The organism is Candidatus Enterovibrio altilux, assembly GCF_002381345.1.
Classification (GTDB): Bacteria; Pseudomonadota; Gammaproteobacteria; order Enterobacterales; family Vibrionaceae; genus Enterovibrio; species Enterovibrio altilux.
The window spans coordinates 1,457,702-1,484,258 of sequence record NZ_CP020660.1 but is presented as its reverse complement, the minus strand read 5'-3'; the positions used below and the strand labels follow the sequence as shown (position 1 = coordinate 1,484,258).

The following is a 26,557-nucleotide window of genomic DNA, read 5'->3' as shown; positions in this document are numbered from 1 at the left end:
TCTTGGTATTCAACATTTAAGCGAGCTCATTCAGTAGCATTTTTGAACGAAATAAAAAGCCAATATAACATAATGAATATCCAAGTATTAGATAACACAAAACAGAGAAACAAGAAAGATAATTATGCTTCAATACCACTACATTATTTTAAGTTCAGTTATATACTAAATAAAAATTAATTTTTAAATTAGGCAATGAAATCATTAAGTACGATCTACAGAAATTCATTTAAATGTTTAGTTTTATGGATAAGCCTTGCTACAAAACAACCCACAGGGGGAGTTTAATCACGCTTTAATAAATTGTGACTCACTGCTATTCTGGATTGATGAAGGTCCTATTCAGCTATGAGATTAAATCAAGCATAGTAATCGTGGGAGACTTCGTTTGTTTAGTGACTTAGCAATTACTACGTCTCTCATAGTCAAACAAATATTTTCAATGCCGTCGCGCGGTCTGTCAGAGTTCATTAGTTTTATTCTAAAGCTCACTGAACTGCCATTATCATATCCTCATTATTCATGCATTAGCAAGCAAGCTAAAATGGTTAATTCGCGTTCAAGGCTAAGACTTACGGAACCGTTTAGCTCTTAGCCATTAATTCTACGGCTCAAAGTTTATTATGAAAGTGCATAAAAAAATAAAAAAGCACAGCACTCATGGGAAACAAAGAATTTGGCTAAAGTTACATTTAACAGTAGATATAAATACACATGAAATCATTTCTGCTGCGCTAGGTGCATCTAATGTTATTGACGGGAAAATACCACTTAATTTACTTAAATAGGCCCACCAAAGAATTAATGAAATATCAGCTGATGGTTCTTATGGTACTAGACAATATTACGAAACTGTTCGTATTACACGGCTAGCACTCAGAAGTTATGCGGTTCAAATCAGCCTTCAAAAATAAGACATGCTGACCATAAATATTCTTTATCAGAAACGGTAATTTTTCGGAGCAAAAAACCGTTTGGAAGAACATTTAAGCCTAAGGGAGCACAACTTTAAGGCTAGCGAAACCTAAGCCATGATGAAAAAACTAAATAAGCTAACTGAGCTAGATATGCCTACCATAAAAGTAATTTTCTAATAATGAATCATGTTAAGGTTAGCAATGTGAACTCAAATTAAAAAACCAAGCTATTAACAGCCTCCTTTTTACTATTACATATGACCTACAGTCAACTTTCAGCCGTTGCATTTAAGTTCTTAACTGCTTTTTTTGTTCTTTTTTAATTTTTTACTAATCTTACATAGCAGTTTTTTCTTTTTCTTTTTGAATAATGGCTTTTTATGTGTAGGTTTCAGACCTTCAATATAGCGCTCTTTCACGTCTTCACCCAAGTAGCGACAGATACGATTCATTATTGATTGATCATGTGCTTCTACTAAAGATACAGCATTGCCTCTGTTACCTGCGCGCGCAGTACGTCCGATTCGGTGCAAATATACATCAGCGGTACGAGGCAGATCGTAGTTAATCACGTGGCTAATGTCAGGTACGTCGATACCACGAGCAGCAACATCAGTCGCTAGTAAAATATTAATTTCTCCGCCGCAGAAGCGTTTGATAGCAGCACTACGTTTTACTTGAGGCATTGCACCTTGTAACCAACCACATTTAATTTGTTGCCGTTCTAGTACAGTACGCAGTGCAGCAAGGCGATCACGTGTTTTAATAAAAATAATCGCACGCTTTGCTTGATATTTAAGAAGAACTTTTAGTATCGCATGCTTGTGACTAAGATCATCACATCGGTGATACCACTGTGTAATTTTTTTGCGTTCTCGGCGCGGGGATTCTATCGTAAGCTTAACTGGGTTAGTAAGGATTGTGGCTTTAAAATTATTAATACCTTTACCTTCCAGTGTCGCTGAAAAAAGCATGCTTTGTTTACGCCAACGGCACTCTTCAGACAGACAGTCAACGATAGCACCGAAGCCCATGTCTAACATGCGGTCAGCCTCATCCAAAATTAGGCTTTCGATTGCGCGGCACTCAAACTGTCCTGCGTTAATGTATTCCATCAAACGCCCAGGGGTTGCCACAATAATATCTTGGGTCTTACCAAGGATTTCAGCATGCTCTTGATAAGAAATACCGCCAGTAATGGTGAAAACCTTTATATCTGTATGTTTGGATAGCCTACATGCTTGAGCGGCAACCTGCATAGTAAGTTCACGTGTTGGAGTTAAGATTAATACACGAGCGGAACCTGCTTTTTGACGAGGAAAATCTAGTAAATGTTGTAGTACTGGAAGTAAAAATGCAGCAGTTTTACCCGTTCCTGTTGGCGCAGATGCCATAATGTCACGGCCGGCTATGCCATGAGGAATCACGTCAGCTTGAATTGCTGTTGGTCTCTCAAAACCCATTTCATCCAACGCCAAAAGCAATGGAAGATCAAGCGCTAATTCAGTAAATGTTTGCATGCGTTATTTCTCCACTCAAAGTTAGAACCGAATTATAGAGATAATGTTCAGTACAATCATCACATCTTGAAGTAAAGTCTTTAATAAGCACAATAAAGTTATTGAAATATTTCTCATTATCTTGAAAAATGGGATATTTTGTCAAAAAATAACAATAAAAGTAACAAGCCGAAAGCTTGTTACTTTTATTGTTATCGTCTGCCAGTAAATAATGCAAATCATATTTGCTAACTCATTCTACCAGTTTATTTACTTTTATATAAATTAAACGTGCCTTGCCAATAGCTTAACCTCCTAATTCAAGTTAGGATGACAAATTTCAACGTGATTGACGATTAAACAATTACTTTTATTTTATGCATACCTAATCTTATCAGCTTATTTAACGCTTGCATCATGACACCAGTTTTACTGATCCTTGAAACTGAATATCCCTCCCAGGAGTTTTTAACTTCAAAACATTACCGTCTTTGCTAAGGAATGTTTATAGTAATGATACCTCGTTTTACAATGCTGATTTGAACCGGATCACTTATAGTAATTAGCCTCTAAATTATGCGGATGATCTCTTTCCTAAACAGTTGATCCTGTTCTTGGTGGGATAAGCGAAACCGCTTGTTTCATACGAACGGTATTGTAAGCACCATAGGCTGATATTTCATCGATTTTACGACTAGTCTATTTGAGCAAGTTAAGTAGCATTTCAACGTCAGTACCATATTTTTTATTTTTCATATTTCTTCATCATACATTTTTAGCCCTGTAAAATATATAACTAAGCGATGAATAATTTTTTGAATTTTGTCTGGGAGGGGCTTTATTTCTTAATTCGAGTTCAGATAGCGAATCCCCACATGCTTCGCTATTAAACAATCGCTTTTGTGTTAGGCATGACCTAGTTTTATCAGTTTATTTAACACTTTTATCATGGTGTAGATTTCGCTAATCTGAGCTGTGTGATTCTTTGGGCTCAATGTCCTTCCCAGTAGTTTTTTGACTCTAATCCTTGCTGCCTCTCCTAGGGAATATTTATGGTAACCAACTTTGTTTTCTAAATCAGGGAACTTAATTTTCAATCAACCCTCTAAACAGCTAGGCTGACTTCCATATTGAGATCTATGCATAAGCTTCACTACAAAGCAACTAACTGGAAGCAATATAATCAAGATTTAATCAATCGTGATTCACTAGCATTCTGGATTGCTGAAGAAGCCATTCAGCTATGGAATCAAACTAAGCCAGGTAATCGTAGAAAACCTCATTTATTTAGCGACTGATCCACTACGACAGACCTCATGGTTAAACGCTTATTTTCAATACCATTGAGAGGTCTGCAAGAATTCATCAATTTTAATTTCAAATTTACTCAACTATCATTGTCATGCCCTTACTATTCATGCATTAACAAGCTAACCAAAACGATTAAAATCACGTTGAAGACACAGAATAAAGGAACCGTCCAGCATTTAGTCATTGACTCTACAAGGCTCAAAATTTACGGTTAATTTGAATAAAAAGTGAAAAAGCATGGCATTGATGGGAAACTGCGAGTCTGCAGCAAGTTACATTAACCGGTAAATATCAATATACATGAAATAATTGAAGCTGAATTAAGTGAATCAAATGTAACTGACGGTGAGGTGCTACTTAGCTTGCTCAAACATACCCGCCACAGGATTCATGAAATATCAGCCGATCGTGCTTACGGCACCCGACAATCTTACGGAACCGTTCGTATTAAATGAACGGTTCCACTCATACCATCAAAAAAGGGAGCAACTTTTAAAAACAAGATCATTATCGTAATTTAGCGGTCAGTTGCCAGAAGCTATACAGTACAAATCAGCATTAAAAAACAAGGCATTGTTACCATAAACGCTACCTATCAAAGACGGCAATATTTCAAATCAAAAAATTACTCAGAAGAACATTTAACTCAAGAGATCATAATGCTCAGATTAGCAGAGCTTACGCAATGACAAAAATGTTACATAAGCTAATAAAAAAGCAAGTGTTTAATAGTAAATCATGTTAAAATTTACTATCTAAATTCGAATTAGGAAAGACAGCATCTAGAAAATGGCGTTACTCGTTTTGACTCGCTTATTAATGCATGAATAGTTAAGTAAGTTTGAAAATAGAATTAATCAATCCTTGCAGCTTTCTCAATAGCATTAAAAATACGTTTTTGACCATGCGAAACGTTGTAATGGCTAAGTCACAAAATAAATGAGACTTCCCTTGATTACCCTCCTGAATTTAATCCCATAGCTAAATAGCTTATTCATTAAGACAAAATGTTTAAGTGAACCACAATTAATTAAATCTTTATTATACTGCTTCCCGTTAGTTGTTGTGTAGCTAAGTTTGTCTATAAACTTGAATATTAAAGACAACTTAACTGTTTAGAGCGTAAATTAATAATGTAGTTCCCTGATTTCAGAAACGGCATGTACTGCGCTACTTTAGAGCCAACATTAAGTAAACACCGTAGAAACTCCATATGCTGTGCAAAAAATTAACTTATTTGCATAGTTAGTTACTTTAAAATGGCATTTTAAAGTCTGGTGGCATATGCATGCCACCAGTTACAGATGCCATTTTTTTTGTTTGAGTTTCTTCAATACGTCGTGTCGCATCATTAAAAGCCGCTGCAATCAGATCTTCCAACATGTCTTGATCGTCTTTCATCAAACTTACATCGATTTCAACCCGGCGAACATTATGGCTGCCCGTGACAGTGATTTTTACAAGACCGGCACCGGCTTCACCAGTCACTTCCATACTTGCTATCTCATCCTGCATTTTCTGCATACGCTCTTGTATTTGCTGCGCTTGCTTCATCAGGTTACCCATTCCGCCTTTACCAAACATATTTTTCTCTCTTTTTACTTTGGTGATTATATTGGTCTAATACTCGCTTCATCCAGTTCAGCTGAAAAATGCTGGCAAATAAAATGAATATTTGAGTCATTATTCAAACTTTTTTCAGCTTGATTGAATTTTTCTGCATAAAGCTTGTCTCGCCATTCTAATGGCGTCACACCATGCTCTCCTAGCTTAACAGACAGTAGTATAGAAGAGCCAATTAATCTGTTAAGCTCATCAGCTAGTTGTTTTTTAGCTTGCTTTTTATTCAAACACGCCTGCTCAGGACGGAGAGTTAAGATGATTTCATCTCCATTCTTTTCCATTGCTGTATTTAACGCCATTTGTTTTACAATACGTGGAACATCCAGTAAGTTTACAATTCGGCACCATTCATTTTGTTTAATTGATTCTTTTTCCAATTTTTCGCGCATTTTGGAGGTTCGTTCATGAGAAAGGACTTTTTTAAATTTTTCTGATGTCATGGTAGGCAATATGACCGACATATCTACCTTCGTTGGCTTCCAACGATATGCCTCATCTTTTGCATTAACATCCGTCGTGACTAAATCCACGCGTTCTAATGTCTCTAGATCTACAGGTTTGTGCTTCGCCACAATCCTGCCAATCACTGATGATGCATGACATTCAGCAATTATTCGGCTATTCTTTTTTGATGCTTTTCCCTCCAGCTCTCGCTTTCTGCTTCGAAGCATATTTCTTGCAGCAAGCAAATTACGAGAAGCTAACCTCTCTCCTAAGGCTGATGAAGAGTATCCAGAAATATTCTGGCGAGAATTTATATTCAATTGTAAATCTACTTTTAAGTTTTCCTCCTCTTCATGACCATATTTCCACTGGACATCTCGTTCCATCGCCGCCATATGTGATAAAAGCAGTGGGTACGGCTCTGTGAATTGATCAGATTTAGGCGCATGACTTGTCAGCGCAAATTGAGATATTATGTTTGCTTGATTACTTGTCGATGATGATACAATTTTTTGTCTTACTGGTGCAGTTTGCATTCGTCCAGACGCCACTGGAATCTTCAACGATGCAATGTTTTCTTGCACTACCAAAGACGTAGATGAAACAGCAGTAGACGACATCGTTGCAATAGTAACTTCATTATGTGGTTCTTTGCTAGGGATCACTATAACCTCTGGTTCAAAATGTGTTAACACAACGGGCCTAAATGCAAGCATACGTAATAACACCATTTCTAGGCCTGCACGACCATCTGGTGCAAACGGTAAATCCTGCCGGCCTTGAAGAACAATTTGATAAAGCAACTGCACATCTTGTGGTGGCATCGTTTTTGAAAGCAACAAAATGCGCTCTGCATCTGGAGAAGATATGTCCATTGATTCAGGCAAAGCTTGAGCCATAGCCACACAATGCAATTGTGATGCTATTTCTTTTAATAGCCCATCCCATTCAACACCAATATCAGCGATCTGAGTCACGCGTTGCATCACCAAACTTGTTTCACCACACGCTAGAACTTCTAACAACAAAAGCGCTTGGTCTGTACTTAATGTACCGAGCATTGAAGTTACTTGTGATTCAAACACTGCACCGTTACCAAGCGCAATAGCTTGATCCGTCAAAGATAAGGCATCACGCATACTACCTTCTGCAGCTCGTGATATCAGCGATAATGCTCGAAGTTCAGCCGAAATACATTCTTCCGAAAGAACATGTTCTAATTGGTGCTTAATTTGAAGGGTATCAAGGTGCTTTAAGTGAAATTGAAGACAACGAGATAAAATAGTTATGGGAAGCTTTTGAGGGTTTGTGGTTGCCAATAAAAACTTTACGTACTCAGGCGGCTCTTCGAGTGTTTTCAACAATGCATTAAAACTATGACGAGACAGCATATGCACTTCATCAATCAGATAAACTTTGTAGCGTCCACGGGCAGGTTTGTATTCCACGTTATCCAGAAGATCGCGAGTGTCTTCCACTTTCGTCCGCGAAGCCGCATCAACCTCTAACAGATCGACAAAACAACCTTGATCAATTTCTTGGCAAGTAGAGCAAACACCACAAGGCACTGATGTAATGCCATGTTCGCAGTTTAATGCTTTTGTGAAAATTCGTGCTATAGTTGTTTTACCTACTCCCCTCGTTCCACTAAACAAATAGGCATGATGAAGACGATTATGATCAAGGGCGTTGGTCAGAGCCATTAAAACATGCGCTTGACCTACCACATCACGAAATTGATGAGGACGCCATTTTCGGGCTAATACTTGATAACTCATACGTTATAAAATCTTCTTATATAGTATTCTTATACTAGCACAGAGACAAAAAGAACGCGACTTTGTCGATCAAGTCCCATGGGTGCCAATGATGCCATTAAAGACTTGTGAATTCACACATACAATAAACGTCTAAACCAAGTATTTTCAAACGTTCTGCACCTCCGATGTCTGGAAGATTAATAATCAAAGCGATATGTGCAACATCACCACCTAAATAACGGATTAATATTGTTATTGCTTCAATCGTACAGCCAATTGCAAGCAAATCATCAACCACCAACACTTTATCGCCATTTTGAATAGAGTCAACGTGAATTTTTAATGCATTTCATCGTATTCTAGCACATAACGGTCACTGATCACCTCACGTGGTAACTTTCCCGATTTACGTACAGGAACAAAACCAACACCAAGCTTAAGTGCTAATGGCGCACCAAACAAAAAACCTCTAGATTCAGTGCCTACAATTTAGTAAAATTTTAATTTCTATACTATTTTATTAATAGAGTAATGGTCAATTTATAACCTTTAGCATTTTTCACTAAACTAGTGATATCATGAAAAATAATTCTACTTTAGGCATACTTAGCACTGTCCGCTTATTTAACTTGTGTATCATTCATAGATTTTGACAATTTTGGTATGCTAATGTCTTAGGCTCAATGTCCTCCAAGTAATTTTTGACTCGTAATATTACCGTCTCTACTAGGGAACATTTATGCTAACTGACTTTATTGCCTAAATAAGAAAACTACATTTTAAAAACCACACTCTCAATTGTTAGACTTACTTAAATATTCAGGCCTATAAATAATCTTTGCTACAAAAGAACTAACTGGAAACAGTATAGTCAAACTTTAATCAATCGTGGCTAATTAACATTCTGAATTGATGAAGCAGCTATTTAGCTATGGGATCAAACTAAGCAAGGTAATTGTGAAAAACCTCGTTTATTTAGTGACTTAGCCATTACGGCAGCCCTCATGGTTAAATACGTATTTTTAATTCCGTTGAACGGTCTGCAAGAACTCATTGATTCTATGGAGCTCAAAATCTGCGATGAAGACGAAGAGAAAATAAAAAAGTATCGCATTGATGGAAAACGGCTAGTCTGGCATAAGTTCCATTTCACGATAGATATACATACGCATGAAGTTATTACTGCTGAATTCAATGCATCAAATGTAACTAAAGGTGAAGTGTTACCTAACTTGCTCAAACAGACACACCAAGGAATCAATGGAATATCAAACAATAGTGCTTACGGCGTCAGACAATGTAACGACATCGTTCGTATTAAACGAATGGCTCTACCTATCCCACCAAAAGTAGAAATAATTTTTGGAAAACGAAGTCATCCGCATAATTTAACGGCCAGTTACCAGCGGTGATACGGTTCCAATCAACATTAAAAAACGTAGAATAGTAACTATACACGTTCTCTGTCAAAGCGATAATATTTCAAGTTAACAGCCTCTCGAAGAAACATTGAACTTAAGGAATCGTAATGATCAGATTAGAAAACGCTACGAAATGATAGAGGCGTTAAATAAGCTGATAGAACCAAGGAAACCTAAAATAAAAGCGATTGTCTAATAGTAAATGATACTGAAATTTATTATTTTTAACTCAAATTAAAAAATAAAGCCAACGAAATACTTAAAATGAAAGTACCTGTTTCGCAAGCCAATCTGCCAATGCTTTTCGCGAAAGCTTGATACCTGATTGACCTATATCCTCTGGCAGTTGCAATGCTAAAACTGGACATTGATATGCAGGCACTTGTGTTTGCGCCCAATGGAGAAAGACGTCAAAATCGATATTTCCTTTAACAATGGCGATAGGAACACTACCCCATCGTCCATCCTCTACAGGTAAAATAATAACTTGTGTGAGCTTAGGATATACAGAAAGCATGCGTTCTACAGCTTCTGGTTGCACATTCTCTCCACCGCATATAAACATATTATCCAATCGACCTATGAGCTGTAGTTCACAAGAAGTTTTGCACCACTGTCCTTTGTCTTTTGTTGCCAACCAGTCAGCATTCAATGCCTGCAATACTCCTCCTACCATATATCCTGGAGACAATGTTTCACCTTTAACCAAGACTTCTCCACTCTCAGTCAAATACAATGCACGATTCGGCAACACATTTCCTACAGTAAAACGTCCATCAGCTCGTTTTGCAGTAATGGTTGATGCCATCTCGGTCATGCCATATCCACACCAACACTGAATACCCTTGTATTCAGCCTCGTCAACCAATGCTTGTGAAATACTCACTCCCCCCAGTAGCACTGAATGTAAAGATGTAGAGAGTTTTGAGTTCAAAACTCGCTGTAACTGCGGTGGCACGAAAGAGGCATGCGTTACGCCCTCAATTGCCGAGATAAGCCTATCGCCTTTAATTTCAGCAATTTTCAACCTAGCACCTATAGAAAGCCAGCGCCAAACAATCGCAAGACCAGATACATGGAATAGCGGCAAAGATAGCAGCCAACAATCATCTGACACATATGGCAAAATATGTAATAATCCAGTTGCACTCGCTAAATGGTGGCGTGCAGAATGCACAACCGCTTTAGGTAAGTCACTTGAACCAGAGGTTAATGTTAACGTCAAAAAGGTATTTTTATCAAATACAGGCTTATACAAAGCAAATTCCTGATTACGTTTATTCTCTATTGCAAAGTGAAGAGGAAAAACGTCAAGAGAAAAAAAAGCATCAATACCAACCTGCTTAAACAGGATCGCACGTTCTGACTGAGACAATGCAGAGTTTAACATTAAGGTTTGCCAACCTTGTTGCCAAGAAGCCAACATAATTATAAAATTTTCGTATCTTCCATCACTATTAATAGCGATACGCTGAATTGACAGAGGAGGATGAGCAGAAGATTCTACCAATCCGACTTGAAGTGCGCATATTTGAAGATGAACAAAGTGATTCACCAACTGTTGCTGTGCTATAGACACATGGTCACATAACTCACGCCACGTGATATTTTGCTGCTCAAGCACAATAGCTGTGGCATTTGGTGACCTTTGTCTCCAATATTGCCACGGCCATAAATCGAAGTTTACAGGTTCGACTGTTGCCATACTATATTGCAATCTGAAAGCGACATAATAGGTAAAGTACAGTTTGGCCAAGGTATTTCAAGTTGAGTGCTAAAAAGATTAATGGTATCTAGACCCGGAATGGTAGCAGGTGTTAGCCATTGCGCTAATCTTGCTAACTGATTCAAACCAATACTTGTTTCTAAACTAGAACTAATAACTACATCAAGTCCCATTTCATGAGCTTTAGTCACTAAAGACTTAACTTCGGAAAGTGAACCAATTAAGGTAGGTTTAATAATTATAGCTTTTAATACACCGTATGGCTTTAAAAAAAAACCATTATCACGCAGGGTTTCATCCCACGCTAGTGCAATGCCTGACCCCTGAGAAAATACTAAACTATCCCTTATAGTCTGGCATGGTTCTTCAATAAACGCAATGCGAGAACGACACTCCATATTCACATGCTTTGCAAACTGCGCAGCTTTAGCTACGGTCCACTGTCGGTTTGCATCTAAGCGAAGTGTCAAATCAGGAATTGCTTTAAGAAACATGTTTACAATCATGCCATCTCGAATAGCTTCATGTAATCCCACTTTAATTTTAGCGACTTTTTGGCCTGACATTTCGGCTAGCACTTGCATCAAATCATCTGGATGACTGTTACAAAGCAGTGCCCCTAAATAATTTCCAGTGAGCGGCAACTCATTAGTCAATTCCGCCAGGGCCATACTCACACCAAAAGCAACTGAGGGATACAATGATGACCAGGCAATTGATTCTCCTGACAGCCAACTCGCTAATATCGTTTTAGCCTGAGCACCCGCTTCATCAGTCACTTCTAGGCTACATCCTGGAAGCGGTGAGATTTCTCCTCGTCCTATTTTATCACTATCGCGCAGCTCTATAATGAAGCCGTCACGATTTACCAAACGGGTATTACGCAATATAACACCACTATCCATTGGGAGTTTATAACGATAAAGCATCGCTTGTTTCACTAAAATTTCCGTCAAGGATTGCGGGGAAATTTATCAAAATTTGGACGCCGTTTTTCATTGAAAGCATTGCGACCTTCTTGACCTTCTTCCGTCATATAAAATAACATAGTTGCATTACCAGATAATTCTTGAAGGCCCGCCTGACCATCACAGTCTGCATTCAGTGCCGCTTTCAAACAACGTAATGCCATTGGGCTATGTTGAAGCATTTCACGACACCAACGTACAGTTTCAACAGTAAGATCCGCATAGGGGACCACATGGTTCACCAAACCCATGCTCAAGGCTTCCTGTGCATCATAGAAACGACATAGGAACCAAATTTCTCGTGCTTTTTTTTGTCCAACAATACGTGCCATGTAAGACGCGCCCCAGCCTCCGTCAAAAGAACCCACTTTTGGACCTGTTTGGCCAAATTGTGCATTATCTGCCGCAATGGTTAGATCACATATCATATGAAGAACATGGCCACCACCTATTGCGTAACCCGCTACTGATGCAATCACCGGTTTTGGACAAGTACGAATTTGACGTTGAAAATCTAACACGTTTAAATGGTGAGTACCTTCCGCATCTCGATAGCCACCATAATCACCACGGATCTTCTGATCACCACCAGAGCAAAACGCATGTGCACCTTGACCGGTCAAAATAATGACACCCACTTTTTCGTCATAGCGGGCGTCAGATAATGCCTTAATCATTTCACTTACGGTTTTAGGACGGAACGCATTATGTACTTCAGGACGATTAATGGTAATGCATGCAATACCTTCAATCGACTTATGATAAAGAATATCCTCATAGCCTTCGGAATAATCCATCCACTCAGCGGGCGCATAAAGTTCTTGCTCGGTTAAACCTGTTGTAATCGCCATAATAATTCCATTAAATTATTAAATAGTTGGTTAGATTTTTACGAGTTAGCTAAATCATTTTAATTGCTCAGTCAGCATAAGCATTGTGTTCAGCGTCAGGGATTACATGATAGGTAATCTAAATTACTCGCCAATCACAGGAAACTGAGGACACCCACATACATAGTGCAATACTACATAATCTTCTCACAAAGGAGTTTAAGTAATCATTATTATGATAATGATGTAGCTACAAAATTATCACTACGCAGAATGATGAAATTTCATTGCATTTTATGTATTAATAATGAAAAATTGGTTATTAGTATCAATTTTAAAGTACGTCGATAATATTTACTAATTCAAACAGTACCAGCTAAAAATTATTATTTTCTCGTTGTGTTTAACGCTCACTGTCAATCGATTTTGTGTGCCCACTCTCGACAATCACACCACACATACTCAATCCGCTTAACGATGCAGATTTGAGTACTTGAAACTAATTCTTTGCTTGAAACATCCAAGACCCTACAATTTTTAAAAAAGTTACCGGAAAAGTGGTTCAATATCCGCTCTAAAACGACGTTTACCTCTAAAGTAAGAGTTATTTTTGGACTGTTCATTCATCAGCCCTAGAGCCGCTCTATAAAGTTGCTTTTTAGGTTCTAATGCATAAGGTAGTAAAATTCAATATGATTCGCTGTTAGATAATCGCTTTCGTGTTAGGCATACTTAGTCCAATTGGCTTATTTATCGCTTTTATTATGCCATAGAGCTCACTGAGTTAAGCATTATAATTCTTTAGGTTTCATGTTCTTCCAGTAGTTTTTTAACTTGAAACATGGCCATCTCTGATAGGGAACGTTGATGGTCACCATACCTAGTTTTTAATGCTGACTGGAACCTTATAACTTCAGGTAACTAGCCGCTAAATTACGCATACAACCTTGATTTCAAAAAATTATTTTTTAGGTGGTATGAATGGAACCACTCGTTTAATACGACGGTTTCACAACATTACTTGGTGTCGTCAGCACCATCAGCTGATATTTCATTGTTTTTTCAACTCATTTGTTTGCATAAGTTAGGTAGAACTTCACCGTCAGTCACATTTGATGCACTTAACTCAGCAGCAATGATTTCATGTGCATTTATATATACCTCTAAATGTAACTTGTGCCAAACTCACCGTTTCCCATAAGTACGATGCTTTTTCTATTTTTCATTTTCCTTCACCGTAGACTTTGAGCCCCATAGAATCAATAGTTCAGTACTGGATACTCCTTTATTCTCCGTCTTGAGCGCGGCGTTAACCGTTTTGGCGCGCTTGCTAATGCATGAATAGCTTTTTAATCAATCCAAAACGTTAGTTAATCACGATTGATTAAAACTTGTTTATATTGTTTCCAGTTAGTTATTTTGTAGCGAAAATTATTCATAGACCTGAATATTTACGTGACCTAACTGCTTGGAACATAAATTAACAATTGAGTCCCTGATTTAAGGAATCAAGCTCGTCAAAGTAGTTATGTATTCAATACATTGATTATACTTTAAAAGTAATAGTTACATTTAATGCATATATTAATGACATTGTCATCCATTGACATTAATTTTGAATATCTTCTATTTTCTTATTCAGTAGTTTCAAATGAATGATGAATGGACAAGTTCTTTTTCTCAATGCGTTAAATATAAAATTTATCAACAATGTGTTTATTCTCGGGAAGAATATCGTATACATTAAAACCATAGGTACACCACGATATAATTTTGAATCCGGATAAATGATTGGAAAGTATATTGCATGTTTTATTCCACAATAGCCAAATAAATACGTAATGATTTTATACAATCTACATTTTCATGCATACCATAACTAACAAAGTTTTGTGCTACTTACGAAGGAGCATTGCTTATAGCAAGTACGACAAAGATCAATTCATCCTAAAGTGAAAGCATATGATCAAGCGTCGAGATAATTTCGTCGTTAGAGCAGTCCATGCAGGTCCCTTTTACAAGAATACCATTAAAATCATTTAACACATGACTAATTAGCACATTTTACATAGGGCTATGCGCTGGTTCCCAAGCACCTTTACATGAACCTAATGATGATACCACAGCTGCTGAAACAGATTCTTCTCCTGCGAAGCAGAAAGAACCAACAGGTGCAATAAGTTCAATAATAGCTTCTGCAAACATATCAGCAGGGTTAACAGCGCCAACAAGAAGCAATACAATTGATAACAGACACCACTAAATGATGTAATAAAATTTTTTTATGATCACTCTTTCACTCCTAACTTTTTATGGCTTTGATAAATTTAAATATTTTTTATACTGCTGGTTCGTTATGTCACACAACTAAGAATAATTGTAAGATAGCAAGATCAACATTTTGATTATGTGTGATCTTGCTATCTCTGCTAGAAAGCATTTCTGATTACCATGTTTCATTTCCCAATGCTTATGTTAACCGCATAACTTCTGATAACTGACCCCTATATTACGCGGTTAGTCTCGCTTTCAAACGGCGCTTTTTTTGATGAATGAATGGAGCCGCTTGTTGAATACGCACTGGTTCGTAACACTTTTTGGTATCGTAAGCACTATCGGCTAATATTTTATTATTTTTTCAACAAGTTTGTTTAAATAAATTAAGTAACACTCTACCGTAGACTTTGAACCCGTAGAATCCATAGCTCAGTCACTAAGTAAACGAGGTCTCCCATGCTTGCCCGGCTTAGTATAATTCCATAGCTGAATAGCTTCTTCATCAATCCAGAATGTTAGCGAGCCACGCTTGATTATACTGCTCCCAGTTAATTGTCTTGTAGCAAAACTATTCATAGCCTGAATATTTAAGTAAGCTTAACTGTTTAAAATGTGACTGAAAATTTAGTTCCCTTATTTAGGAAACTCCGTCCTTTAAAATCCTGCATAAAAATCAATTTCAGGATCCCAAGTCTGTATCTTCAAGTTCATTGAGCATATAGGAGAGTTGAAACAAAAAATAAGTGAGGTATTACCCTGCCTATTTTCAGCATTTAAAAATGATGTTTGATTATCTTTCCGCTAAGCTTTCAAGCTTTTCAAAGTAACCTGGAAAAGTTTTCGATGTGCATGCTGGATCATTGATTGTTACAGGTGTATCACTTAATGCAACTAACGAAAAGCACATCGCCATGCGATGATCATCGTAAGTATTAATGATCGCATGCTTTACATTATCTATAAGTGTGATAGTTATGTAATCTTCGCCTTCTTCAACCACTGCACCCACTTTACGGAGTTCAGTCGCCATCGCAGACAATCGGTCGGTTTCCTTTATACGCCAATTGTAAACATTACGAATAACTGTGGTTCCTTTCGCAAATAATGCAGTGGTAGCCATGGTCATTGCTGCATCAGGAATATGGTTGCAATCTAACTCAACCGCCTTTAACTCTCCACAACGGACCACAATATAATCATCACTCCACTCTATTTTTGCACCCATCTCTGCCAGTGCATCAGCAAATCTCACATCACCTTGGATGCTATTTTTACCAATACCTGTCACTTTAACTTCACCACCTTTAATGGCACCAGCAGCAAGGAAATAAGATGCTGATGATGCATCACCTTCAATGAAGAAACCACCAGGCGCCAAGTAAGTCTGGTTACCTTGCAACTGAAATACTTTGTAATTGTGATTTTCTACGTTAACCCCAAACTGCGCCATGATATGCAGCGTGATATCAATATAAGGTTTTGATACCAAATCACCTTTGACATGGATTTCCGTATCCCCATCAAATAAAGGTGCTGTCATGAGAAAGGCCGTTAAAAATTGACTTGAGATAGAGCCATCAACTTCAATGCTACCCCCAGAAATGCTTTTACCTACAATTTTTAATGATGGGTAATGCTCATTTTCAAGATAGATAACATTAGCCCCTACAGCTTTAAGAGCATCAACCAAATGACCGATTGGCCGTTTTTTCATTCGTGAATCACCAGTGAGAATATACTCACCTTGACCTAGACACAAAATAGCAGTCAGTGGGCGCATAACGGTTCCCGCATTTCCAAGGAATAATTCCATTGACTTGGATGTATTAAATGCACCACCTAAACCTTCAATTTTGCACTCAGTTTTGTCGTCGGAAAGATGGTATTTGACATCCAGCTTTGCCAGTGCTTTCAGCATATGACGAATATCATCACTGTCAAGAAGGTTGGTTAAGCAAGTGGTGCCTTTCGATAGGGCAGCTAATAACAGTGCACGGTTAGAAATACTTTTAGAACCAGGGAGATTAACGGTTCCGTTAACCTTAGAAATGGGTTGTAACGTTAATTGCTCCATCTGACCTTCTGGGATCCTTTATTTTTCGTACTCTAAGAATAACGAAAAAACAACCACGAAACCACCATAAGCTACCTTAATATACGTGTTTAGCACACCTAAACAAAAAGGTTCACGTGTTATTTTTTACAAACACGACAACAAATAATGCAATAGTAAAACTATCAATAGAAGCCTCTGTTGCGGGCTTTGTCTCTCACTTTGCGTTCAGATAACAAATTTCAAAATGATTAAAAATTAAATAATCGCTTTTATTTTAGGCATACCTAACCCTATCAACTTATTTAACGTTTGTATCATACCGGAAGTTTCGCTAATCTAAGCATTGTAATCTCTTAAGCTTAATGCCCCTTCCAGGAGCGTTTTGACTCAAAACATTGCCATCTCTAATAAAGAGAGATTATGGTGACCATACCTCATTTTACGATGCTGATTGGAACTGTATAACTTTTCCGTAACTAATCACTAAATTACACGGATACCTCGTTTCCAAAAGTTGTTCCTTTTCTTGGTGCGATAAGTGAAACCCCGCGTCTAATGCAAACGGGTTCGTAATATTGTCTGATGTCGTAAGATCCATCGCCGGATATTTATTACTTTTTCGACGGGTCTGCTTGAGTAAATTAGATAACACTGCATCGTCAGTTACCTCTTATGCACTTAACTCAACAGCAATGATTTTACACGTAGTTATACCTACGGTTAAGTGTAACTGCGCCAGACTCGTCACTCCCCCTCAATCCATAATTTTTTACTTACTATTCGTCGCCACCACAGACGTTGAACCCCGCAGAGTCAATGGATAAGTACTGTATAGTTCCTTTAGTCTTAGTTTTAAATGCAACATTAACTGTATTACTTAGCTTGCTAGGGCATGACAGTGACAGTTGAGTAAAGTTGGAAATAAAACTGATGAACCCTTGCAGACCTCACAGCGGCATTGAACATGCACATGGCACCATGAAAACCTCCGTCATGGCTAAGCAACTAAATCAACGAGGTCTTCCATGATTACCCAGCTTAATTTGATTCCATAGTTGCATGACTTCTTCATCAATCTAAAATATTAGCGAGCCACAATTGATTAAAACTTAATTATACTACTTCCAGTTAGTTGTTTGTAACAAAATTTTTCATAAAATGAATACTTTAAATAGCCTAGCTGTTTAAAGTATTCATTTAAAATTTAGTTCCCTTACTTAGGAAATAAAGTTAATTCTCATAAATATTTCCTAGCAAAAACAGCAATAGTTAGAGTCAATAAACTACTCGGAGAGACATTGAGCCTAAGAGAGCACAATGCTCAGATTAGTGAAACCTACGCGATGGTAGAAGCGTTAAATAAGCTAACAGGCCTAAGTATACTTAACACGCAAACGATTATCTCATAGTGAATCACGTTAGGATTCTCTGTCCAAATGCGAATGAAAAAACAAAGCTATTTCAAACTACAACCATTTGTGGATACTTTTATATTAATCAATGTACACTATAAAATAGTGTGGAGTACTTAGTGATAAAATCATTCGATAAGCTCACAGTCGTGATTCGATATCACACAGTGGAATCTAGTATCAGAATTAAGGTAAATAAGTGAATATTCAAGCCCTGCTCAATACGAAAGTCTCGGTAGCTATGGTGAAAGCCGGTGCACCAGAAGGCAGCTCAGCTGCTGTTCGTCAATCAGCAAAGCCGCAATTCGGTGATTATCAAGCGAACGGCATCATGGGTATTGCTAAAAAATTTGGTGACAACTCATATAAATTTGCACAAAAAGTGCTAAGCGTATTGGACCTTGATGGAATTGCATCTAAAATTGAAATTGCTGGCCCTGGTTTCATCAATATATTTTTAGATACAGAGTGGTTAGCTTCTCAAGCCGATGCTGCATTAGCAGATAGTCGCTTGGGCGTAACAAAAGTAGAAAAACAAAACATCGTTGTGGATTACTCCGCACCAAATGTAGCAAAAGAAATGCACGTTGGTCACTTGCGTTCAACCATCATTGGTGATGCGGTTGTGCGCACATTAGAATTTTTAGGTCACAATGTTATCCGAGCTAACCACTTAGGTGATTGGGGTACACAGTTTGGCATGTTGATCGCCAACTTGGAGCGTCATGAAGTCCAAGGCATTAATATTTCTATGGATCTCAGTGACATCGAAGGTTTCTACCGCGAGTCTAAAAAGCTCTACAATGAAGATGATGAATTTGCAAAAAAAGCACGTGATTATGTTGTTCGCCTACAAAGCGGTGATGATTACTGCAAAAAAAAATGGAAAACACTAGTTAAGATTACTCTTGAACAAAATCAACGCAACTATGACCGCCTAAACGTATCTTTGACGAATGAAAACACGATGGGTGAAAGCATGTACAATGGCATGCTCACTAATATTGTTTCGGACCTAAAAGAGAAAGGCCTCGCGGTAGAGAGTGACGGGGCATTGGTTGTATTCCTTGAAAAATACAAGAATAAAAATGGCGAGCCTATGGGTGTAATCATTCAAAAGCGCGACGGAGGTTTTCTATACACCACTACAGATATTGCATGTGCTAAATATCGCTACGAGGTACTAAGCGCAGATCGTATTCTTTACTTCATCGATTCTCGTCAACACCAGCACCTGATGCAAGCATGGACAATTGTTCGTCAAGCTGGTTACGTACCAGATTCAGTAAGCCTTGAGCATCACGCATTTGGTATGATGCTAGGTAAGGATGGTCGTCCATTCAAAACCCGAGCTGGTGGCACTATTCGTCTTGCGGATTTATTAGATGAAGCAAAAATCAGAGCGAACAAACTAATGGAAAAAAAAAATTCAGGCTTGTCTGCAGAAGAAAAAGAAAACATTGCGGAAACAGTAGCAATGGCTGCAGTTAAATACTCAGAACTATCTAAGCACCGAGCTACAGATTACATTTTTGACTGGGATAACATGCTGGCATTCGATGGCAACACTGCACCTTACATGCAATACGCTTATACTCGTGTTACTTCTATTTTTAAAAAAGCTAATATTAACCCCAGCGCAATTGAAGGAGACATACAGATAGTTAACGATAAAGAAAAAATTCTTGTTTCTAAACTTCTTCAATTTGAAGAAGCTGTTCAGTCTGTAGCACGCGATGGACAGCCACATATAATGTGTGGTTATTTGCTTGAATTAACTGGTATATTTTCTAGTTTTTATGAAGCTTTTCCTGTGCTTAATGCAGAAGGTGCAATAAAACAAAGCCGCTTAAAACTAGCTGCACTTACCGCGAAAACAATTAAACAAAGTCTAGCTCTGCTTGGGATCAAAACACTTGAGCGTATGTAGTATTACAATGAGCTTGGTTTCCTAATACCAGTGCAGATAGCAGATCCCAATATGGTTAGCTGTTAGACGCTTATTTTCGTGTTAGACATACCTAGCCCTATCAGCTTATTGAATACTTTTATCATAGCGTAAGTTTCACCAATCTGGGTGTTGTGATCCCTTAAGCTCAATGTCCCTCCTAGTAATTGTTTAACTCGACACATTGTCTGGTGTCATAAGTTCCGTTTCCTGATATTTCATTAATTTTTCGGCGGGCTGTTTATGCAGGTTAAGTAGCGCTTCACCTTCAGTCACATTTGATGTACTTAACTCAGCAACAATGATCTCATGCGTACTTATATCTACCGCGAAATGTCACTTGCATCAGACTCGCTGTTTTTCATCAGTGCCATGCTTTTTTCTTCTCCATTCGCCTTCACCGTAGACTTTAAACTCGTAAAATCAATGGCTAAGTACTCAACGATTCCTTTATTCTTCGTCATGAACGTGACGTTAAATTTTGGCTCGCTTGCTAATGCAAGAATAGTGAGGGCATGATAACAGTAGTTGAGCAAGTTTAAAAATAAAATTAATTAATCCTTGCAGACCTCTCGATGGTATTGAGAATATACATTTAACCATCAGTCCCGTCGTAATGGCTGAGTTACTCAATAAATGAAGCCTCCTAGCATTATCTTGCTCCGTTTGATTCCATAGCTGTATGGCGTCTTCATCAATTCAAAATATTAGTAAGCCACGATTGCTAAAATTTGATTATACTGCTTCCAGTTAATTGTTTTATCGGCTAGGCTTCTTCATAGAACTCAATATTTAAGCGCATCTAGCTATTTAGAACGTAACTTAATCATTTAGTTCTCTGATTCAGTAAACAAAACCAATTCAAATCAGCATTTAAAAATGAAAGATAGTTATTAAAAAGCTTCATTGTCAGAGACAACAATGTTTTGAATCAAAAAACTACGCAGATGAACATTGAGTTTAAGAAATTACAATTCTCAGGTTGGTAGAACCTACACCATGGTAAAAGCATCAAATAAGCTGACAGAGTTAAGTATGCCTAACACAAAAGCGATCGTCTAATCGTTCATCATGTAAGGATTGTCTATCTGAACACGGATTAGAAAACCAAACCCCACAAATACTGTAATACCGCTCCATCCGGCTTAATCTGGCAACGATGAAGCCTATACTAGCGAATATTTAAGATTAGGATTATGTATTTAATAGATTCAGTTAATATAATATACTCATTCTCTATGCTGGTAAAAATAATATCTAGTGTCAATGGTAGCTATAATAATATCCCCTAAAAATTGGAATTTTACGCTAAAAATAACCGATTGAATACACAATCAGAATGGAATTTTTCAATGCAAGTATCCGATTTTCATTTTGATCTTCCAGATTCGTTGATCGCACTTTATCCGCAGCCTGAGCGTACCACAAGCCGTCTGCTGCAACTGAATGGTAATACGGGCGAATTAAGCCATAAGCGATTCACCGATATTCTTGATCTTGTTGAGACTGGTGATTTAATGGTGTTTAACAACACCCGAGTTATACCTGCGCGTATGTTTGGCCATAAAGCGTCAGGCGGTAAAATTGAAGTGCTGGTGGAACGCATATTGGATGATAAAATAATTCTTGCACATGTTCGTTCGTCAAAATCACCAAAGTCTGGAACAATATTATTTATGGGTGAAAACAACGCATATGAAGCAGAAATAATAGCACGTCATGACACCTTGTTTGAGATTCAATTCAATGGTGAACAAGTTGTGTTAGATATACTTAACCAAATTGGTCATATTCCCTTGCCACCATATATCAATCGTCTAAACGAAAATGCAGATAAAGAACGTTACCAAACAGTCTACAACGAAAAACCAGGTGCAGTTGCTGCTCCAACTGCAGGTCTCCATTTCGATAACAACATGATGATGGCGCTTAAATCAAAAGGCGTAGACATTGCATTTGTCACGTTACACATTGGAGCGAGCACCTTTCAACCAGTACGTGTCGACAATGTTGATGATCACCTCATGCATGCGGAATATACAGAAGTACCGCAACATGTTGTGAATGCTGTAAATGCTGCAAAAGTTCGCGGTAATCGTGTGATCGCTGTAGGTACAACGTCTGTTCGTTCTCTTGAAAGTGCAGCACAACACTCTAGGAGTGAAGGCACAGAATTAAAGCCGTTTTTTAACGATACTACAATCTTTATCTACCCTGGCTATAAATGGCAACTAGTGAATGCGTTAATAACTAACTTTCATTTGCCGAAATCCACGTTAATCATGTTAGTTTCATCATTTGCGGGTTATGGTAACGTAATGAATGCTTATCAACAAGCAATTGGAAACAACTACCGCTTTTTCAGTTATGGCGATGCAATGTTTGTAACGCGTCAAACCTGGCTGTAATCAAATATCTATGTGCTTAAGTGGCTTTGTTTCCTAATTCAAGTTCATATAGTAAATCCCAACATAATTCACGATTATACAAACGCCTCTGTTTTCAGCATACCCAGCCCGGTCAGCTTATGTAGCGCTTTGATCATGGCGGAGGTTTCTCTAATCTGAGCATCGTGATCCCTTAGGCTCAATGTCCCTCCGAGTAGTTTTTTTAACTCAAAACATTGTCGCCTCTGATAGGGAATGTTTATGGTAGCCATGCCTCATTTTTTAATGCTCACTTGAACCATATAACTTATGGTAATTGACCGCTTAATTACACAGATAATCTCGTTCCCAGAAAGTTATTCCTTTCCTTAGTGGAATGAGCAGAACTGCTCGTTTAATACGTACTATCTCGTAACATTATCTGGTGTCATAAGCACTATCGGCTGATATTTCATTAATTCTTTGATCAGTCTGTTTAAGCAAGTTAGGTAGCATTTCATCATCAGTCACATTTGATGCATTTAACTTAGCAACAATGATTTCATACGTACTTATATCTACCACTCGATGTAACTTTCACCAGACTCGACGGCTAAGTGCTAGATAGTTCCTTTAGTCTTCGTTTTAAACGCGACGTTCACCATTTTAGTTCACTTGCTAATGCATTTATTTTTTTCAATCATGAAACTCAATTATTGATCTACGCTCTAAGCAGCTAAGTTCACGTAAATATTTAGGTTTATAGACAAGCTTAGTACCAAATAACTAACTGGCAGCAGTATAATCAAGCTTTAATCAATCATTGTTCACTAATATTGTAGATTGATGAAGAAGCCATTCAGCTATGGGATCCAGATAGACTAGATAATCATGAAAAACCTCGTTTATTTAGCTATTTAGCCATTACGATAGCTTTCATAATTAAACACGGGTTTTCAATGCTGTGGAAAGGTGCGCAAGAATTCATTAATTTTATTTCTAAACTTACTCAACTGCTGTTGTTATGCCCTTACTATTCATGTATTAGCAAGCCAAAACGGTTAACGTCGCATTCAAAACTCAGACTAAAGGAACCATCCAACACTTAACCAGTGATTTTGCGGTTTAAAAGACTACGATGTAGGCGCATAACAAGCAAAAAGCATGGCCTGACGGTGAAGGGCTACCTACTTGTTCAAACAGTCCCTACCAAAGAGTCAATGAAATATCAGCCGATGGTGCTTACCACACCAGACAATGTCACGAAACCATACGCATTAAACAAGCAATTACATTAATCTCACCCAGACAAGAGCAATTTTCAAAAAACGAGGCTATTCGCGTGATTTAGTGGTGAGTTACCAGAAGCTATATGGTTCAAATAAGCATTGAATTAGGTCTTGTTTCCTAATTCATGTTCAAGTAGCCAATTCCAAAATGATTGATTATTAAACAATCTCTTTTATCATGGCGTAAGTTGCGTTAATCTAAGTATTGTAATCTCTTAAGATCAATATTCTTCTGAGTAGTTTTTTTGACTGAAAACGTCGCCGCCTCTTATAGGGAACGTTTATGGTAACCATGCCTCGTTTTACAATGCTTATTTGAACCATATAACTTCGGATGGCTAACCGCTCAATGCAACTTTCGCCAGACTCATCGTTTTGTATTAGTGTCATGTTTTTTTACTTTCCATTCGCCTCGACCATAGACTTTGCATCCCGCAAAATCAACGACTAAGCACAGGATGGCTCCTTTTTTGTCTTAAACGTAACGTTAACCATTTTGGCCCACTTGCAAATGCATAAATAGTGAGGGCATGACAACAACAATTGAACAAGTTTGAAAACAATATTCATGAATCCCTGCTAGCCTTTCCATAGCATTGAAAATACGCATTTAACCATGCGAACCATCATCATAGCTAAGTCGCTAAATAAACAGGATCTTCCATGATTCTCCGGCTTAGTTTGATCCCGTAGCTGGATGGCTTCTTCATCAATTTAAAATATTGATGATCCGCTATTAATAAAAACTTAATTATACTGCTTCCAGTTGGTTATTCTGTAGAAAACATTTATTCATAGACCTGAATATTTAAGTAAGCCTAGCTGTTTAAAGTGATGATTGAAAAGTTAGTTCCATGATTTAGGAAACAGAGCCCCTTATAGCTCAAATCTTAACTTGATAAAGCGAGTGTGAATGGCGATGAATGCACAGTCCAAGAGACTATTGAAAAATTACAAATTTTTACCTTCCTAATAAGTGACAAGTTTCAGGTTTTTAAACCTGACTCTTTAAGTTGATTAAATATGCGCAGCATATTAAGAGGAATAATTTTACCTCTACACTAGCTTGAAATCACTCCATAGCAAAGCAATCAGATATTCAAAATTAGTAGAAGTGCATAACAAAGTTATTGGTACATTATCGAATGTAAGTATTATCTTTTAGTCCTAATCACTTCATTGACACATGACCCTAAGTTAAGAAACACAGTCTTCATAGAACAATTTTTTAAAATTTTTATTTATGCATGATAGCTTTTTCATACTTTTTCCTCCAAATTTCCTTTTTTTCATGACCTATACGCACACAGTTGTCTACACTTTAAGTCGGATAGATGCTTCAAGAAAAATTACACGTTGGCAAGATATAGAGACTATCAATCAAAAGGCACAAAACAATTCCACGCGCATGTTCAAGTCAACCCTATTAGTTTGGTTGAAGTGAAAATAATTGAAAAAGACCAATGCCACATCTCAGAGTTTAAACATTTACATTTTGAGCAGAGCGGATATGTGACAAATTTAGTTAGTAACCATACTTCAAATAGTAAGCTAGTTCAATGGCAATTACCTTTAGCAAGCGATGACGCTAGAGAACTGCAAAATCTCATTGAGGAAGCAACCGAAGAGTTGGAAATACTAATAAGAAGTCTATGATGCTTTATTTAGTTATGACTATAATCAAAAATGAAGCAAAATACTTTTTAACACATGATTTTTCATGCTTCTGATGCAGCATTTTTTGTTTCCCCACCCACAAAGCATGACAAATCATGCCACGCGTCATCAAAATGTTTTGCATAGCTATTTAGGCGTTAACATTTTTGAAAAATTTGAGTGTTTCGAATAAAATTTATTTAAAAATTTTGATATCATTACAGTAATGAGTTGTTTATCAAGGCACAAACAAGTTTAGAAACTACACTTGAAACTAAGCGTATCTCTGCGGCTTTACTTCCTAATTAGAGCACGGATAAAAAATTTCAACAGGATTCACTATTAGACAATAGCTTTCGTGTTAAGCATACTTAATTTTCAATCAATACTTCAAACAGCGAAACCACTTAAATATTCTGGTCTATGCATAAATTCTACAGAACAACTAACTGGAAGTAGTGTAATAAAGCTTTAATCGATCGTGGCCCACTAACGTTCTAGATTAAGGAATAAGCCATTCAACTATAGAATCAAACTCAGCAGGGTGATCATGGAAGCCTTTGTTTATTCTGTAACCTTAGACATTACGATGTCCCTCATGATTAAATGCATATTTCCAATGTCATTGAAAAATCTGCAAAGACTCGTGAATTTTATTTTTAAATTTACTCAACTACCATTATCATGCATGAGTAAGTAAGTCAAAACAGTTAACATCATAATCAAAAGGCTTTATTTCCTAATTCGAGTTCAAATAGTAAATACCGACATGATTAACGATTAAATAATTGCTTTTATTTTAGACACACCTAGTTCTATCAGCGTATTTAATACTTTTATTATCGTATAAATTTCACTAATCTAAGCATTGTAATCTCTTAAGCTCAATATCCCTACCAGTAGTTTTTTGACTTACAACACTGTCTGGCATCATCAGCACTATTGGCTAATATTTTGCTGATTTTACGGCGGGTCTGTTTAAACAAAGTAGATAATTCTTCTCCGTCAGTCACATGAGATGAAATTTACTCAGCACCAATGATTTCATGTATAT

The 26,557-nt window shown here is 37.4% G+C and carries 16 protein-coding genes and 12 pseudogenes; 10 read left to right on the top strand and 18 right to left on the bottom strand.

The features are described 5' to 3' along the window. Nucleotides 1-245: 245 nt before the first annotated feature. Nucleotides 246-861, top strand: a pseudogene (locus tag BTN50_RS06295) (transposase); the annotation flags it as partial. Between the two features lie 352 nt (nt 862-1,213). Here the strand turns inward: BTN50_RS06295 and srmB are convergent. Beyond that, nucleotides 1,214-2,437, bottom strand: coding sequence for an ATP-dependent RNA helicase SrmB (gene srmB, locus BTN50_RS06290; RefSeq protein WP_096619436.1), 1,224 nt, complete (start codon nt 2,435-2,437; stop codon nt 1,214-1,216). 884 nt (nt 2,438-3,321) lie between these two features. Then, nucleotides 3,322-3,513, bottom strand: coding sequence for a hypothetical protein (locus BTN50_RS06285; protein ID WP_096619435.1), 192 nt, complete (start codon nt 3,511-3,513; stop codon nt 3,322-3,324). Nucleotides 3,514-3,555: 42 nt separating this feature from the next. Between BTN50_RS06285 and BTN50_RS06280 the strand changes: the two are divergent. Beyond that, nucleotides 3,556-4,472 (top strand): annotated as a pseudogene (locus BTN50_RS06280) (IS5 family transposase). 86 nt (nt 4,473-4,558) lie between these two features. Here the strand turns inward: BTN50_RS06280 and BTN50_RS12360 are convergent. The 4 genes and pseudogenes from BTN50_RS12360 to BTN50_RS06260 form a co-directional block, all read right to left on the bottom strand. After that, complete coding sequence (locus BTN50_RS12360; protein WP_096619545.1) at nt 4,559-4,696, bottom strand: transposase; 138 nt, start codon at nt 4,694-4,696, stop codon at nt 4,559-4,561. Between the two features lie 285 nt (nt 4,697-4,981). Continuing rightward, complete coding sequence (locus tag BTN50_RS06270) at nt 4,982-5,311, bottom strand: YbaB/EbfC family nucleoid-associated protein (RefSeq protein ID WP_096619434.1); 330 nt, start codon at nt 5,309-5,311, stop codon at nt 4,982-4,984. 26 nt (nt 5,312-5,337) lie between these two features. Further along, a complete protein-coding gene (gene dnaX / locus BTN50_RS06265; RefSeq protein WP_096619433.1) occupies nt 5,338-7,572 on the bottom strand; it encodes a DNA polymerase III subunit gamma/tau in 2,235 nt (744 codons plus the stop codon). Between the two features lie 97 nt (nt 7,573-7,669). Continuing rightward, nucleotides 7,670-8,144: pseudogene (locus BTN50_RS06260) on the bottom strand (adenine phosphoribosyltransferase). 237 nt (nt 8,145-8,381) lie between these two features. On the opposite strand from BTN50_RS06260, the pseudogene BTN50_RS06255 reads away from it, so the two are divergent. Further along, nucleotides 8,382-9,171 (top strand): annotated as a pseudogene (locus tag BTN50_RS06255) (transposase). A gap of 63 nt (nt 9,172-9,234) precedes the next feature. Here the strand turns inward: BTN50_RS06255 and BTN50_RS06250 are convergent. The 8 genes and pseudogenes from BTN50_RS06250 to BTN50_RS06215 form a co-directional block, all read right to left on the bottom strand. Beyond that, nucleotides 9,235-10,680 (bottom strand): AMP-binding protein, encoded by a 1,446-nt coding sequence (locus BTN50_RS06250; protein ID WP_096619432.1) that lies wholly within the window; start codon nt 10,678-10,680, stop codon nt 9,235-9,237. Next, a complete protein-coding gene (menC, locus tag BTN50_RS06245; RefSeq protein WP_096619431.1) occupies nt 10,659-11,642 on the bottom strand; it encodes an o-succinylbenzoate synthase in 984 nt (327 codons plus the stop codon). The genes BTN50_RS06250 and menC overlap by 22 nt, the downstream gene beginning before the upstream one ends. Before the next feature lie 11 nt (nt 11,643-11,653). Then, on the bottom strand, nt 11,654-12,520 hold the full coding sequence (menB, locus tag BTN50_RS06240) for a 1,4-dihydroxy-2-naphthoyl-CoA synthase (RefSeq protein WP_096619430.1): 867 nt from the start codon (nt 12,518-12,520) through the stop codon (nt 11,654-11,656). Between the two features lie 682 nt (nt 12,521-13,202). Continuing rightward, nucleotides 13,203-13,938 (bottom strand): annotated as a pseudogene (locus tag BTN50_RS10490) (IS5 family transposase). A 625-nt stretch (nt 13,939-14,563) separates the two neighbouring features. Beyond that, nucleotides 14,564-14,737, bottom strand: coding sequence for a hypothetical protein (locus BTN50_RS11310; RefSeq protein WP_235610970.1), 174 nt, complete (start codon nt 14,735-14,737; stop codon nt 14,564-14,566). Between the two features lie 471 nt (nt 14,738-15,208). After that, nucleotides 15,209-15,329, bottom strand: a pseudogene (locus tag BTN50_RS12355) (transposase); the annotation flags it as partial. Between the two features lie 237 nt (nt 15,330-15,566). Beyond that, nucleotides 15,567-16,850, bottom strand: coding sequence for a 3-phosphoshikimate 1-carboxyvinyltransferase (gene aroA / locus BTN50_RS06220; protein ID WP_096619428.1), 1,284 nt, complete (start codon nt 16,848-16,850; stop codon nt 15,567-15,569). Nucleotides 16,851-17,087: 237 nt separating this feature from the next. Further along, nucleotides 17,088-17,935, bottom strand: a pseudogene (locus BTN50_RS06215) (transposase). Between the two features lie 135 nt (nt 17,936-18,070). Here BTN50_RS06215 and BTN50_RS11305 point away from each other — a divergent pair. Continuing rightward, a pseudogene (locus BTN50_RS11305) lies at nt 18,071-18,241 on the top strand (IS5/IS1182 family transposase); the annotation flags it as partial. A 202-nt stretch (nt 18,242-18,443) separates the two neighbouring features. Then, nucleotides 18,444-20,174, top strand: coding sequence for an arginine--tRNA ligase (gene argS / locus BTN50_RS06210; protein WP_096619427.1), 1,731 nt, complete (start codon nt 18,444-18,446; stop codon nt 20,172-20,174). 62 nt (nt 20,175-20,236) lie between these two features. Here argS and BTN50_RS06205 read toward each other — a convergent pair. Continuing rightward, a pseudogene (locus BTN50_RS06205) lies at nt 20,237-20,947 on the bottom strand (IS5 family transposase). A gap of 199 nt (nt 20,948-21,146) precedes the next feature. Between BTN50_RS06205 and BTN50_RS12350 the strand changes: the two are divergent. Continuing rightward, a pseudogene (locus BTN50_RS12350) lies at nt 21,147-21,254 on the top strand (IS5/IS1182 family transposase); the annotation flags it as partial. A 290-nt stretch (nt 21,255-21,544) separates the two neighbouring features. Continuing rightward, nucleotides 21,545-22,600: a tRNA preQ1(34) S-adenosylmethionine ribosyltransferase-isomerase QueA gene (gene queA / locus BTN50_RS06200; RefSeq protein WP_096619426.1), complete on the top strand. Its 1,056-nt coding sequence runs from the start codon at nt 21,545-21,547 to the stop codon at nt 22,598-22,600. A gap of 74 nt (nt 22,601-22,674) precedes the next feature. Here queA and BTN50_RS11295 read toward each other — a convergent pair. Continuing rightward, nucleotides 22,675-23,170 (bottom strand): annotated as a pseudogene (locus tag BTN50_RS11295) (transposase); the annotation flags it as partial. Between the two features lie 230 nt (nt 23,171-23,400). On the opposite strand from BTN50_RS11295, the gene BTN50_RS12345 reads away from it, so the two are divergent. Continuing rightward, nucleotides 23,401-23,667: a transposase gene (locus BTN50_RS12345; protein WP_096619425.1), complete on the top strand. Its 267-nt coding sequence runs from the start codon at nt 23,401-23,403 to the stop codon at nt 23,665-23,667. A gap of 66 nt (nt 23,668-23,733) precedes the next feature. Then, entirely contained in the window at nt 23,734-23,856 is a 123-nt protein-coding gene (locus tag BTN50_RS11805; RefSeq protein WP_256386968.1) for a hypothetical protein, read from the top strand. 189 nt (nt 23,857-24,045) lie between these two features. On the opposite strand, the gene BTN50_RS12665 is transcribed toward BTN50_RS11805, so the two are convergent. Both BTN50_RS12665 and BTN50_RS11290 read right to left on the bottom strand, forming a co-directional pair. Further along, nucleotides 24,046-24,237, bottom strand: a complete 192-nt coding sequence (locus BTN50_RS12665; RefSeq protein WP_150137090.1) for a hypothetical protein — start codon at nt 24,235-24,237, stop codon at nt 24,046-24,048. After that, a pseudogene (locus tag BTN50_RS11290) lies at nt 24,218-24,588 on the bottom strand (transposase); the annotation flags it as partial. The pseudogene BTN50_RS11290 and the gene BTN50_RS12665, both read right to left, overlap by 20 nt. A 615-nt stretch (nt 24,589-25,203) precedes the next feature. Between BTN50_RS11290 and BTN50_RS06190 the strand changes: the two are divergent. Further along, a complete protein-coding gene (locus BTN50_RS06190; RefSeq protein WP_096619424.1) occupies nt 25,204-25,503 on the top strand; it encodes a hypothetical protein in 300 nt (99 codons plus the stop codon). Nucleotides 25,504-26,557 lie beyond the last annotated feature (1,054 nt).

What these genes read in the sequence shown, in the direction of transcription:
- srmB (WP_096619436.1), bottom strand. Translation starts at nt 2,437, where the DNA reads ATGCAAACATTTACTGAATTAGCGCTTGATCTTCCATTGCTTTTGGCG.
- BTN50_RS06270 (WP_096619434.1), bottom strand. Translation starts at nt 5,311, where the DNA reads ATGTTTGGTAAAGGCGGAATGGGTAACCTGATGAAGCAAGCGCAGCAA.
- dnaX (WP_096619433.1), bottom strand. Translation starts at nt 7,572, where the DNA reads ATGAGTTATCAAGTATTAGCCCGAAAATGGCGTCCTCATCAATTTCGT.
- BTN50_RS06250 (WP_096619432.1), bottom strand. Translation starts at nt 10,680, where the DNA reads ATGGCAACAGTCGAACCTGTAAACTTCGATTTATGGCCGTGGCAATAT.
- menB (WP_096619430.1), bottom strand. Translation starts at nt 12,520, where the DNA reads ATGGCGATTACAACAGGTTTAACCGAGCAAGAACTTTATGCGCCCGCT.
- aroA (WP_096619428.1), bottom strand. Translation starts at nt 16,850, where the DNA reads ATGGAGCAATTAACGTTACAACCCATTTCTAAGGTTAACGGAACCGTT.
- queA (WP_096619426.1), top strand. Translation starts at nt 21,545, where the DNA reads ATGCAAGTATCCGATTTTCATTTTGATCTTCCAGATTCGTTGATCGCA.
- BTN50_RS12665 (WP_150137090.1), bottom strand. Translation starts at nt 24,237, where the DNA reads ATGACACTAATACAAAACGATGAGTCTGGCGAAAGTTGCATTGAGCGG.